15 protein-coding genes and 1 pseudogene are annotated in these 12994 nt (G+C 38.5%); 7 read left to right on the forward strand and 9 right to left on the reverse strand.

All coding sequences use genetic code 11. The annotated features are described in order from the left end of the window. Positions 1-24: 24 nt before the first annotated feature. Entirely contained in the window at positions 25-747 is a 723-nt protein-coding gene (locus BMX30_RS19690; protein WP_342028085.1) for an NAD-binding protein, read from the reverse strand. 24 nt (positions 748-771) lie between these two features. Beyond that, positions 772-1071 (reverse strand): annotated as a pseudogene (locus BMX30_RS24210) (ion channel); the annotation flags it as partial. A 163-nt stretch (positions 1072-1234) separates the two neighbouring features. On the opposite strand from BMX30_RS24210, the gene BMX30_RS19695 reads away from it, so the two are divergent. Together BMX30_RS19695 and BMX30_RS19700 are read left to right on the forward strand one after the other, a co-directional pair. Continuing rightward, the gene (locus tag BMX30_RS19695; protein WP_244532678.1) at positions 1235-1696 is read left to right on the forward strand and encodes a DUF2243 domain-containing protein; all 462 of its coding nucleotides are present in this window, start codon (positions 1235-1237) and stop codon (positions 1694-1696) included. A 24-nt stretch (positions 1697-1720) separates the two neighbouring features. After that, positions 1721-2206 carry a hypothetical protein gene (locus BMX30_RS19700; RefSeq protein ID WP_090749536.1) on the forward strand — a complete coding sequence of 162 codons (486 nt, stop codon included), beginning with the start codon at positions 1721-1723 and terminating at the stop codon, positions 2204-2206. Between the two features lie 149 nt (positions 2207-2355). Here the strand turns inward: BMX30_RS19700 and BMX30_RS19705 are convergent, their stop codons facing one another. The 4 genes from BMX30_RS19705 to BMX30_RS19720 all read right to left on the reverse strand — a co-directional run bounded on the left by BMX30_RS19705 (position 2356) and on the right by BMX30_RS19720 (position 5265). Further along, entirely contained in the window at positions 2356-3009 is a 654-nt protein-coding gene (locus tag BMX30_RS19705; protein ID WP_425283788.1) for a 2OG-Fe(II) oxygenase, read from the reverse strand. Positions 3010-3475: 466 nt separating this feature from the next. Beyond that, entirely contained in the window at positions 3476-3679 is a 204-nt protein-coding gene (locus BMX30_RS19710) for a transcription initiation factor TFIIIB (protein WP_090749538.1), read from the reverse strand. 222 nt (positions 3680-3901) lie between these two features. Next, the gene (locus BMX30_RS19715) at positions 3902-4408 is read right to left on the reverse strand and encodes a GNAT family N-acetyltransferase (protein WP_090749541.1); all 507 of its coding nucleotides are present in this window, start codon (positions 4406-4408) and stop codon (positions 3902-3904) included. 200 nt (positions 4409-4608) lie between these two features. Further along, on the reverse strand, positions 4609-5265 hold the full coding sequence (locus tag BMX30_RS19720; protein ID WP_090749543.1) for an HAD family hydrolase: 657 nt from the start codon (positions 5263-5265) through the stop codon (positions 4609-4611). A 166-nt stretch (positions 5266-5431) separates the two neighbouring features. Here BMX30_RS19720 and BMX30_RS19725 point away from each other — a divergent pair, with 166 nt between their 5' ends. The 3 genes from BMX30_RS19725 (at position 5432) to BMX30_RS23675 (ending at position 7694) form a co-directional block, all read left to right on the forward strand. Beyond that, a complete protein-coding gene (locus BMX30_RS19725) occupies positions 5432-6067 on the forward strand; it encodes a CBS domain-containing protein (protein WP_170843952.1) in 636 nt (211 codons plus the stop codon). A gap of 711 nt (positions 6068-6778) precedes the next feature. After that, positions 6779-7438, forward strand: coding sequence for a CBS domain-containing protein (locus BMX30_RS19730; RefSeq protein WP_090749547.1), 660 nt, complete (start codon positions 6779-6781; stop codon positions 7436-7438). Between the two features lie 118 nt (positions 7439-7556). Next, positions 7557-7694 (forward strand): hypothetical protein, encoded by a 138-nt coding sequence (locus tag BMX30_RS23675; RefSeq protein WP_170843953.1) that lies wholly within the window; start codon positions 7557-7559, stop codon positions 7692-7694. Between the two features lie 125 nt (positions 7695-7819). Here the strand turns inward: BMX30_RS23675 and BMX30_RS19735 are convergent, their stop codons facing one another. Then, positions 7820-8968: a PstS family phosphate ABC transporter substrate-binding protein gene (locus BMX30_RS19735; RefSeq protein WP_090749549.1), complete on the reverse strand. Its 1149-nt coding sequence runs from the start codon at positions 8966-8968 to the stop codon at positions 7820-7822. 362 nt (positions 8969-9330) lie between these two features. Here BMX30_RS19735 and BMX30_RS19740 point away from each other — a divergent pair, with 362 nt between their 5' ends. Both BMX30_RS19740 and opuFB read left to right on the forward strand, forming a co-directional pair. Then, positions 9331-10284 carry an ABC transporter ATP-binding protein gene (locus BMX30_RS19740; RefSeq protein WP_090749551.1) on the forward strand — a complete coding sequence of 318 codons (954 nt, stop codon included), beginning with the start codon at positions 9331-9333 and terminating at the stop codon, positions 10282-10284. Next, on the forward strand, positions 10277-11794 hold the full coding sequence (gene opuFB, locus BMX30_RS19745) for an osmoprotectant update ABC transporter permease/substrate-binding subunit OpuFB (protein ID WP_090749553.1): 1518 nt from the start codon (positions 10277-10279) through the stop codon (positions 11792-11794). Before BMX30_RS19740 ends, opuFB begins: the two co-directional genes overlap by 8 nt. 111 nt (positions 11795-11905) lie before the next feature. Here the strand turns inward: opuFB and BMX30_RS24155 are convergent, their stop codons facing one another. Together BMX30_RS24155 and treR are read right to left on the reverse strand one after the other, a co-directional pair. Further along, positions 11906-12040 (reverse strand): hypothetical protein, encoded by a 135-nt coding sequence (locus tag BMX30_RS24155; RefSeq protein WP_280139994.1) that lies wholly within the window; start codon positions 12038-12040, stop codon positions 11906-11908. Positions 12041-12241: 201 nt separating this feature from the next. Further along, positions 12242-12952, reverse strand: coding sequence for a trehalose operon repressor (gene treR, locus BMX30_RS19750; protein WP_090749556.1), 711 nt, complete (start codon positions 12950-12952; stop codon positions 12242-12244). Positions 12953-12994: the final 42 nt, after the last annotated feature.

Raw genomic sequence — 12994 nt, forward strand, 5'->3', positions numbered from 1 at the left:
TTTATTCTCTTTACGGGCTTGCTCCTAATCCACTCCCGCAATTTTCTTGTAGGACTCAGGACTACAAATCACATACAGTTCGGCATTAGTTGGGATGCGTTCTTCTAATTTGGTGAGAATATTGAAATCGTTGCCATCAGAAATCAAGTTCGCCCCCACCTTCTTGAGCTCCTCGAAAGCATCGTTATAGGTCGTCCACCGATCGCAATTCTCAACTTTTCGAATATCCACTCCACTTCTGCTGCTCAAAAGTTCCATAATCATTTTACTAGATCCTTTATCCACGGCAGCCTTTGCCATCATATCGGACAATGCCTCATCAGAAACGATGAACTCATCCACATTCGCATGCTTAAAATTAGAAATATGTTTATCTTTTAGAATTTCAACGATTGTATAAATCTCGGTTTTCATCTCAACTGCAAAACCTTCAATAGCTGACACAATTAAAAGAGATTGTCCGTCAGCAGCAACTGAATTGACCTCATTATCTCTTGTAAAAACTAAAACAGCTCTAGCCGCAACAACATTCGCTTTCTGTAATGTCGCTTTGTCGGTAGGATCTCCTTGTATGTAAGAGAACCTTTCGTGTTCAAAGGGCGCATTTTTTAATGAGTCAATGACAAGAATCTTTGCCTGCTGATCAATTTCTAGCAATTCATTCATTGTATGTTTCGACTTATTTGACCAGCCAATGATGACATAATGACCCTTGCCCTTAAACCTCAATTTCCCTTCCTCCTTCAACCTCCGATAAATCCCAAAACTCTCAACAATCTTGCCGATGACAATCCCAATCAAGCCAATCCCTATTAAGTATAAAAGCAACCCAAAAATCCGCCCGATTATTGTGTGGGGGACATAATCACCATAACCTGTTGTGGTAACCGTCGTCATCACAAACCAGAAGCCAACAAAGGCGTTCGGAAATGTTTCAGGTTCTAACCAATGGATGATAAAAGAACTACTAATTAAAAAAAGGATCGTTACAATCAATAAAGTATATTTTTTGATCCGTACGGTCATTTTCATAATTTCGAACATAAACAGTATCGTTAACATCCGGGACCTCCTGAAAAACCTTCATTCTATATTTGTTCCCGATGACTTTAAAATATATTTAGCAGAGGTATCAGATCTATGGCTCACCAAACGATTTTAATTTTTATTAAATACCCCTCTCAGAATGTATATTTTCTCCCCTTTTTGGGGATTAATCGAAGAGATAAAAGCTATGAAAAGGATGAGTAACTTGACTGTTAAAAATAAAAATTTATTTATCTCAGGATTTATTTTAGGACTAGGAATATTAGGGGCCGTAGATGGAATTGTTTTTCATCAGCTGTTGCAATGGCATCACATGGTTCTGAGTCCGAATATTCAATTTGAAATTATTACAGATGGTATTTTTACAGCTGCCTTTTCAGCTTTGCTTATTTGGGGTGGAATGAAAATATTTCGAGATGCCAGAAGAAATGAATTGGGTGATAAATGGAGAATTTTTCTTGGCGGAATCTTCATGGGTGGCGGAACCTTTAATCTTGTAGAAGGAATCGTTAATCATCATATCCTCCAAGTCCATCGTGTCCGACCATTAGCCGAAAATCCATTATTGTATGATTTAGCGTTTTTAGCCATTGGACTGTTATTGCTGTTTATTGGTTATATGATGAAAAGACAGGAAAAAACCGCATAAAATCAATTAAAGTGGGGCTTTTACATGCAAAAGTTAACAAGTTTTCTTAGTTTCATGCTACTCTTTTTAGGATTCTTTTTTTATTTTATTAACCAAAATTCACATAACCATCCTGCCAATGCTGAAAAGGCCCATCTAAACCATGAGGTTGTCGAGATTCCTGAAGGTTATAGAATCCCTTCCGTAAAAACAACGGTTACACAAGACCTCTCTGGCACTTGGCTTTTGAAAGTAGAGACCAATGATTTCAAATTCACTCCAGAAAAAGTAGGGGAGAATTCTCCAAGTTATAATGAAGGTCATGCCCATTTATACATCAATGGTGAAAAAATCAACCGGCTATATGGTCAATATTATAACTTAGGTACACTTAAGTCAGGTATAAACGAAATTAAAGTAACGCTCCATTCCAATAATCACGGTGCCTTAGTGTATAAAGCAAAAGCGATTGAAGATACGACGATTGTAGAAGTTCCTTCTGAGACGATGAAGAACGGGACTTTGAATTAAGGAGAAAAAGCATAAAAAAGCGCATGGGGCGTGTTTTAACCCATGCGTCTTTGTGCTTTCTATTATGAACTTAGTTACCACTAAGCTAATCTATAATCATTGATTGAAGACAGAATCATAATCACTTAGAGCTAATTTACAAGTTTCTTTTAGTTTGCTCTTTGTCTTCTCATCCATTGTGTTGCCGCCCATTTATCTCCAATAATAACTGGCGCCCCACCATGTAACGTTAAATCATTTAGCATTTGGTCGTTGTAGAAGTATTCAAAATACACGGCCATGCCTTTTTGTGGTGAAACCGATAAATTCAGTTTCGGAAAGTACGTTTCTCCCCCAAGCTCCACATCGTTTAGATACATAACAAGTGTGCTAATTCTAGGGTTACTTACAGGTCTCGCTCCTGAGAAAAAGTCAAAATGAGCCTTATACTCTTGACCAATTTGATATTTAAGAATTTGGAGACCTTCTCCATGTTCCACCGGTATATTCATGATAGTAGAAATTCTTTTTTCCACTCTAGTAACAACCTCATGTTCCCCTTCTTGAAAAAACATGCTGCTACTTGTTCTAAGTTCATCGATTTCACGACTACTCCCGATTTTCGAACGCTGTATTCGATCTTTTGACAATTGAATTAACTCATCACATTCTTCATGACTTAAAACATTTCCTAAAATAACGATAAGGGGTTCCTCTAACCTAGCAATAATGTTTATCTCTCGGTCCTCTGTAATAATTTTATTGCCAATGTGATTAAAAATTGTTGGTTCCTTCATCGTTAATTCTTTTGCATCCATTGTCAACTTTCATCAACCTCTTGATATTTTATTTTTACTATTCGGAATAATTAGACTGCAACAACCGGAAACGTTCATTTAGTTATTATTATCGCTTTCTCTAATCGAAGGAACAATCGCAACAACTGTACATCTGATTAGATTTACTCTTCCTCCTCGAACAAAAAATAGGGGGAAATTGATTGTATTGCTGAACTAATTTTACAACCTGCACGGACGTAATACTACTTATTTATTTTTATATTTGATAAAAAAATCAGTAACTCCAAAAGCCCTCATCATGCTATAATTATTGGCCTAAAAAAGCAGCACGGGGACGGTTCTGTTGCTTCCTTTTAGGAAGCAACAGAACCGTCCCCGTGCTTTTATCAATCAGGGTGAATTATAGGATAGATTAATTATGATATTATTGAGAAACGTTTAGATAAAAAATCCGCTCTTAAAACGTGATATTTTCCGCCTCCATTCCAGCCTAAAGAGTCCCTTTAAATTTCTCAGGCTTTTTCACATACCCTTCAATCAAAAATCCACAATCTGTACAAATAATGTATTCAAAATCCGAACCAAAGCTCATCTTGTTTACTGGATAGATAACTCCGTATCCACTATGCTTGCCTTTCCCAAATTCGGTTCCTCCACATTTCGGACATTCAGATATTTTCGTAGAGTATTTCATAGAAAAACCCCCAGTCATGTAGGATTCGTATAGTTACCCATTTTGACATGATATAACAAAATCATTTTCCTGTACCTTTCGTTGACAGGATTCAAACTATCCTAATCCTAGTAGTTAAAGATGACATCACCAACTCGGTCAGGTTTCCAAAGAGCTAGAATTCTATAATTATACACACAGATTCCACTCCACTCATCCCCTACCCCTTCACTCCATAAAACCTCAAATGTTTTTATAGTAAATAATCGTAGCATCCAATTCGCCACTAGCCGATCTCGCATATTTAGGAATAGACCCTCCTTGAATATATCCTAAGGAACCATACAGATAGTTTGAAGCATCTCCTTCTCTTGTATCCAAAACGATTAATGATCGACTTTCCTGCTTTGCCACTGCTTCGGCTTCTTCCATCAGTAAACGACCAATCCCCATGCGGCGAAAATCGGGGTGTGTCATCAATTTAGCGATTTCAGCTCGATGTCCACCATTCTGCTTCGTTGATAAATGGACCTGCACACTTCCAGCTATTTGATTGCCGACCTTCGCCACTAATAAAACCACTTCAGGGCAAAGGACGGTTTCCCAATACTTCTTTGCCTCTTGGTTACTAATTGGTGGCAAAAAACCAATCGAAGCACCCTCTTCAACCACGTTAATTAATAGCTCAGATAACTCGTTCAAATATTCTTTGACTTTGGTTAATTCCTTTATTTCCACCTTACTTCGCAAGCACATCACCTCTATTAACCCAACTTATATATTTATATACATTAACAATCAGTTCATTTCCTGCTAGTATAGGCTATCAGAGAAAATTTTCACTAATCTTCCATCTACAGTAGGTAAACTCCTGGTTTCTTAGACGTATTTTCTTAATATAAAAAAGGAAGCAGCTCACAAACCGAACTGCTTCCCAATAGTAAATACTATTATATAATTTCCCACTTTCGATTACGAGCTACTTCCGAGAGCCGCGAATCAGGCTTCACGGCCACTGGATTTCCAACTAATTCAAGAACATCTAAATCTGAATAACTATCGCCGTAAGAGTAACTATTGGCCCAATCTACTTCCATATTAATAAACTGGTTCATTACAACTTCCCTTTTCCTCACGCCTTGGATCGGATCAATCGACAACTGTTTGTCCTTTTTATGTAGTGGCGGAACGCTGGTCCCAATGATCTTATCGAAAGCAACATTTTTCGTAACGGAATGAAGTAGCGGCTCGAACGCACCAGACACAAGCATGATGTAATAGCCATCCCTTCGATGTTCCTCGAGTCTTTGTAAAACAGATTCACTTAGATTTTCGCTCATCGTGTCCCCTAACTCATAAAAAAATTTCTCCATTTCTGTCTCCGGACTAGATGTAAAAGAATGTAAATAATGGCGCATCGAATATTCTTTCATTGTCTTTTCCGGACAAAGCTTACACTTATAAGCTAAATAAATTGGAATTAATCTTGTCATAAATGGACGGTACTTTTGATGAAATCTAGGGTGTGTTTTTAAATGGTTCATTAAAAGCGGAAACGTTTCATTCGGAAATAACGTTCCATCAAAATCAAATATCGCAACCTTCATAAAAAATCCACCTTTCTGCAACAACGGAACGTTTTTTCTCCTTTTAGCCTAAGCCCTGAACTGGCCCCTCACTCTACCACACCAACATTTTTTGGATAAAAAAGGAAATAAACCCCTTGTTTATCATATTATAAACCATATGAGAATAAAAAAGGAGGGAAGAAATTTGTTTGTACGCAATGTTTACGTCGAAAAACACAAGGTAACCTGTTGCCCCAGTACATTTACAGTGAAACAAGCTCATGAGTTGATAAAGAAAACGGGGTACCGTTGTATACCGGTCATTGACTCCGAAACAAATGAATATAAGGGCCAAATTTACAAAGTAGATTTGCTTGAACATTTATATGAGAACGGTGGCCACCTCGAAGACTCTATCATAAAGATAACCAAAGAGGAAGATTCCTTTGTCCCAAAAGATGCCTCCTTAAGTCTTGCTTTATTAATGATTGATCGCCTCCCGTTCCTTGCTGTAACCGATGAGTTTAAAGAATTCCAAGGCATCATCACTCACTCGGTATTAATGGATTTATTCCGCGATGGTTTTGGGATGAAAACAGGAGGATACTGCTTTACAGTTGCTATCTGGGACCACACAGGCGCCTTCTTAAAGTTATTAAAACTATTAAAATCCTATAATATCGAAGGCGCCCACACCTTTGGCAATGGAAATGAACTGTTTCGCAGACTCACTTTTACCATTTCAGAAGAAAACGAATACGTCATCGAAAAATTAAAAGCAAAAATCATAAAATCCGGCTTCCGTGTCCTTCATATTGAGAAGATTGAAAAAGCCCTCTAAGGAAGATTGTCAGGTGTCAAAAATGAAACCAACCGGCCTCCTACTATCTGAATCCTATCTTTGAAGTTTTGCTCTAATTTCCCACATCGAAGAACATTCCACTCTTGTAAAATACATTCAGCCACACTTCACAATCTGCAACAAATGTTTTATCCAGTAACCCCCTTAAAACCGTGACCACCGGTACTAGAGCCAAAAAGGAAAAGGCATCATCAAGCTATTTCTAGTGTGATGGTGCCCTTGTTTGGATTCCGTAACCTTGAATGCCTTTCAATTCCCCATATTTTCATAAGATCCTTGAATTCATAAGAAAAGGATTTTTCTAAATCCAGCACAATAAGCGTACGATGCTGAAGAAAGTTAGTCAAAGACTTTGGCAAATAACCTCGCTGTGATAATTGTCATTGCTTTTTTATAATTATTTTAATTCTTCCCCTCAATATTTAGAAACGAAGAAGGAATTTTATAAAAAAGCTAGAATTTATTAAGTGTGTAAAAGAATTCCTTATTTTCCACTCTATAACTCTTTCCAAGTCAATCCTCTATGTTTCTAGTTACCAATATTTTTGGATTAAACATGCTTTCATTCGGCCGTTCCACTTTTGCCTATTCTAATTTAGTTTAACCAAAGTAACTGACAAAGAACGAAGACTGAAAAAGTACACTAATCAAACATACACAATCAACGATAAAACAAAGGGAGGACTCGAAATGTTTGTACGTAATGTTTATATTGAGAAACACAAAGTAACTTGCTGTCCTAGTACATTAACTGCAATCAAAGCTCTAGAACTTTTAAAAGAAACCAATTATCGCTGCATCCCAGTTGTTGACACCGAAACGAATGAATACAAAGGCCAAGTTTACAAAGTGGATTTGTTGGAGTATTTATTTGAAAACGGTGGGAAGCCAGAAGACTCCGTCATGAATGTAGTTGATGAGGTAGATTCTTTTCTACATAAGGATAGCTCCTTAAGCCTTGCCTTGTTAACCATTGATCGCCTTCCTTTCCTTGCAGTAACAGGTGAAAACAGAGAATTTCAGGGAATCATCACCCACTCGGTCCTCATGGATTTATTCCGCGATGGGTTTGGTATGAAAACGGGTGGATATTGCTTCACCGTCGCTATCTATGAACAAACAGGTGCCCTTCTAAAATTAATGAAGCTTCTTAAATCGTTTAATATTGAAGGCGCCCATACTTTTGGAAACGGAAACGAACTCTTCCGCCGCCTTACTTTTACTATTTCAGAAGAAAACGAAGATGTCATCGACAAATTAAAAGAGAAAATCATTAAAGCTGGGTTCCGTGTCTTACATATTGAAAGGATTGAAACAAACAAAAATATCGCAAATGCTTTTCGTGAATAACAAGAGATAACAACTTTTAGTATTCCTTTACTAAGCTAATTTATTTTATAAACCCCAAGTATTAAGCCCTCCCGCCTTGCACAGACTACAAATGTCTAACAAGAGGGAGGGTGTCTTTATGGATGAACCATGCTTTTATTGCAACGAAGAAATGGAAAATAAATATCATGGGGTGTTCATCATGCAAAATGAACATGTAGAGAAACCCCTTTGCGAGGAATGCTATAAAGATTGGTTAGATGGCATAAAAGAATAGCATGGGGACGGTTCTACTGCTTCCTACTTTGGTGATTATTATGGAGGTAAGTAGAAGATACGTCCCTATACTCCCCGAACTTAAAAAATGAAGCATAGGAAAGTTCCTATACTCCACCTGTCGTTTTATTCTGTTAAAGGTACATACCCTGTCAAATCAACAATCTTTTGCCCCTGATCAGATTGCATCCACTTGATAAAAGCTTCAACATGAGGGTTTTCGCTGCCTGCCGTAATCGCATAGAACTGATCGACGATTGGATAGCTTTCGTTTTGGATATTTTCCTTTGTAGGGAGGACTCCTTCTACTGCAATGTTTTTAATTTTCCCATCATGCACCATCTCTTGGGAGAAATGTCTAAAGGAAAATCCTATTGCATTGGTTCTATTACGATAATTTGTCGTCTCCTTGATGATACCGCCCATTGCCGAAACGATATCTTCTGAAGGAGCATCCATCAACGGAATTCCATCCATCACACTGATTAACGCAGATTGACTTCCACTTCCTTCAGGACGTTGGAAGGCACGGATTTCCTCATCCGTTCCACCTACTTCCTTCCAATTCGTAATTTTCCCAGAATAGATTCTTTGGATTTGTTCAACCGTTAATTCCTCAACTGAATTATTATTATGTACGAAGAACACAAACGCCTCTCTCCCAATTGGAGTGAGGGACAATTCAACCCCATTCCTCTCGGCACCCTTCATCTGCTTTTCAGAAGGATGAGCCATAAAGACGATATCCACCTCTCCTTTAACCAAGCGATCAAAGGCATGGCTCGTCTGGCTTGAAACAACTTCACTATTATATAAGTCATACTCTTTCTCCGGATACACCGCTTGTGCAAAAGCTGCATAGACAGGGTATAATGCCGTTGCCCCATCTAAACTTGGGAGATTGTCTTCTATTTTGAAAGTTGAATCCTCATCCAAACGAACCGCTTTTGAACCATCAATAAACGGACGGTATTCAGATAAATCAACATCCTGAGAACTGACCACTTCAAGGCTGTGAAGATAGGCTTGATACCCTTCAAAGGCACTGACTGAAAGCACAGCTAAAATGGCAAAAATCAGCATACTAACCTTCGGAATTTTCTCCTTCAACTTTCCATAGATTGCTAGAATGATGGTAATGATAATCCCTACAGTTACAGCAGGAACAAAGGCAGAATAAAACTCCGCATTCCTAGAGAGTGATGCAAAAATTGTAGCAACAAGTCCAACAAACCCCACTGCCATTACTGTAAGAATTGTGACAAAGAGTTTCATCTCGCTCCTCCTATTTGGTAGAGTCATAGCTCTTTCCTGATACTTCCTCTATATCATATCGTTGTTTAACCTTCCATTCCATACCAGAATGGATCAATTCATAATTTTAAAATATTGGCCGTGTCATTATATCAGAAGGTATGGAATGACACCCTCTCCATTATCTCAGGAATCAATTGATAATAATAACAATTCATATTGCTCCTTTTTTAAAAATATATGTTTTAAAATCAACCTCGAGGGGATATTCCTCTATAGGTACTTGTTTACACTACTATTCCATTCATTGTAAAATAACTTTCCATTTAAAGGACCAGACATCTTTCTGTATCCTACGCACTACATAAGGAGTAATGAATTTTATGATTACATTTAAAAATGCTACCAAAAACTATCAAGACGGGACGACTGCAGTCGATTCGGTAAGCTTTGAAATTAAAAAAGGGGAATTTTTTGTCCTAATTGGCCCTAGTGGTTGCGGCAAAACCACTACCTTAAAAATGATTAACCGCTTAACCCCCTTATCCGAGGGAACTATTTTTATTGATGGAAAAAAAATAAGTGACTACAACATTGATGAATTACGCTGGAACATAGGGTATGTCCTTCAACAGATTGCTTTATTCCCTCATATGACGATAGAGGAAAACATTTCAATTGTTCCTGAATTAAAAAAATGGAACAAGGCGGATATTCATAACCGGGTCACGGAGCTCTTAGAAATGGTTGGCTTAGAACCTGCTACCTATCGAAGCAGAAAACCAAGCGAGCTGTCTGGTGGAGAACAACAAAGGGTTGGGGTCATTCGTGCTTTAGCAGCTGACCCCGACATCATTTTAATGGACGAGCCCTTTAGCGCACTTGATCCAATTAGTCGGGAAAAATTACAAAATGACATGATCCATTTACAAAAAACGATTAAGAAAACGATTGTGTTTGTCACACACGACATGCAGGAAGCTATCAAGCTAGCCGATCGTATTTGTTTGATGAAGGATGGAAGAGTGGTTCAAATGGGAACTCCGAATGAAATCATCGAGAATCCAACGAATGACTTTGTTCAAGATTTTGTAGGTTCAGGGCAAAAAATCGGTAGTGATCTTCAATTGAAGGATATCATTGAGCCCTTAGGAGATGCCAAGTTCTCTACTACTATTCCTGTGACTGCAACACTAGAGGAAATTCTAGCACAACTCTCTACCCACGATCAGCTTGGGATTGAAAAGGATGGAAACATTATTGGTACCGTGAATCGGCAAAGAATCATCCAATATTTCTCGAAACAACTAGAGAACGGAGGAGCTACAAATGCCTAGTTTAATCGCGGTATTTCAAAATCGCCAAGACCAACTTCTCCAAGCCCTATTCGAACATATACAAATATCATTTGTTGCGCTATTACTTGCAGTAATCATTGCGATTCCATTAGGGATTTACTTAACAAAAAAAGAAAAAATGGCAGAAGGGATGATTGGGATTACAGCTGTTTTGCAAACAATCCCCTCCTTAGCGCTATTAGGTCTGTTCATTCCGTTATTTGGGATTGGCAAAGTACCTGCCATCATTGCCCTTATCATTTACGCATTGCTTCCAATTCTTCGGAATACATACACTGGAATTAAAGAAGTCGATCCATCCCTAACGGAAGCAGCAATGGCCATGGGGATGAACACTAGGAAGCGTTTGCTCAAGGTAGAATTGCCACTCGCCATGCCGGTCATTATGGCTGGAATTCGAACGGCGATGGTTCTTATCGTTGGAACCGCCACCCTCGCTGCTTTAATTGGTGCTGGTGGTTTAGGAGACATCATTCTTTTAGGTATTGATCGCAACAATACGGAGCTGATTGTCCTCGGTGCAATCCCAGCAGCCCTACTAGCAATTGTTTTTGATTTTTTACTTCGAAAAATGGAAAAGCTTAGCTATAAACAATCACTGGGGACCATTGGCGTGATTGCGGTGATTGCCCTAATGATTACCGTCGTTCCGAATTTACTGAATGCGGAAGAAGAAACACTTGTCATCGGTGGCAAGCTTGGTACAGAGCCTGAGATTTTAATCAATATGTATAAATTATTAGTCGAAGAGGAAACAAACTTACAAGTTGAATTAGAGCCTGGCCTAGGTAAAACCTCCTTTCTCTTTAATGCCCTACAAACAGGTAGTATTGACGTATATCCAGAGTTTACGGGGACAGCGATTTCTCAATTTTTAAAGGAAACGGCCGTAAGCAATGATCGACAAGAAGTATATGAACAAGCAAGAGATGGGTTAGAAGAGGATTTCAATCTCGTGATGTTGAAGCCAATGCAGTTTAACAACACGTATGCATTAGCTGTCCCGACAGCGTTTGCTGAAGAACATCAGCTTGAAGCGATATCGGATTTACGAGCAGTGGAAAATCAGATAAAACCGGGGTTTACTTTGGAATTTTCCGATCGAGAAGATGGCTACATAGGCATTCAAGACCTTTATAACCTCGAATTCCCTGATATAACAACGATGGAGCCACAGCTTCGCTATAATGCGATTGAACAGGGGGACATCAACCTAATCGATGCTTACTCGACTGATAGTGAGTTAAGAAGATATAATCTAACGGTTTTAACAGATGATAAAGAGCTTTTCCCTCCCTACCAGGGAGCTCCATTGCTACGACAAGAAACCATAGATAATTATCCAGTAATTGCAGATATACTCAATCAATTAGCCGATAAAATTACCGATGACCAGATGCGCGAAATGAACTACCAAGTCGCCGTCGAAGGAAAAAGTTCCGCCGAAGTCGCACAAGAATATCTTAGACAAGAAGGACTTATTGATTAAATCGTGTTCCGGTCCACACAAAAAAAGAACACTCTGATAACAATAATGAAAGCCATCTCTTTTATGTACATTTACAAAGAGATGGCTTTTGTATTCAAAGCAGTATTTATCTTATTGCTTTTTTACTGGCGTACACACTGCATAGATACTTTGAGCTGGGTCCATTACATTGACTTCAATAACCTTGAACCCATTTCCTCCATTTGCAGTAGAGATTTTACCAGTGGTTACTTTAATATTCTTCATTATCCTTCTTCCTTCCTTTATCCAAATGTCTCACCAAAATTTACTATATGCTGGAAGTCAGATAATGTTCCATTTATTTTTTAGCACAGGGACGGTTCTTCTACTTCTTAAGATGGTGCAATATGAGCGGAAGCAAGAGAACCGTCCCTACGCTTGCAAAGAAAAAGCAGGAGAACCATGAGTTCCACTGCTTTTTCTTTCTTATTTCCTCCGAGCAAAATCAACAAACCGGAATTTATCTGGTCGATGGCGTGATTCCGTATATTGAAACATACTAGCATCATCTAAGTAGACAAAGTTTTTGACCACGACAATGTACTGAAAGCCATCTAAATCCAAGTAACGGCAATCTTCTTCGGTTGGCATTTCCATTGTAATTTCTTTTTTCGCAAAAGAGATGGTTAACCCTAACTCCCCTTCAAGATATTCGTAAATAGAATTTTGACAGATCTCTTTTGTCAAATCAGGCGCAAATTTCTCCACTAGATAATCCTTGTCTAGGATAATTTTTTCGCCGTCAATCTCGCGGACGCGATAGATTTTCCACATCGCATCATCCTTTTCAAGGCGCATCGTTTTTTTCATTTCAGTCGTAGGGCGAATTTGCTCGAACTCTTCGACAATCGTTTTCGCACGATGGCCCATCTTTTTAGCCAGTTCCTTGAAACTAACCAGTCCAGAAATCGGAAAGTCAAACTTTGAAACATCAAGGACGATCGAGCCTTTTCCTTGTACCTTATGGATGAAACCCTCTTCTGATAACATATTCAGCGCTTTACGAATCGTTTCTCTTGAAGCGGAATACCTCTCTGCCAATTCATTCTCAGACGGAAGTAAGGCCCCTACTTCCATCTTCCCGTTGCGAATTTGGTCTGCAAGCTCTTCTTTTATTTTTATAAATTTGTTTTTCATGCTTTATCACCAATCTTATTATACCTATAAGCCTGGCACACA

It is taken from the genome of Mesobacillus persicus (assembly GCF_900109925.1).
Lineage (GTDB): Bacteria > Bacillota > Bacilli > Bacillales > Cytobacillaceae > Mesobacillus_B > Mesobacillus_B persicus.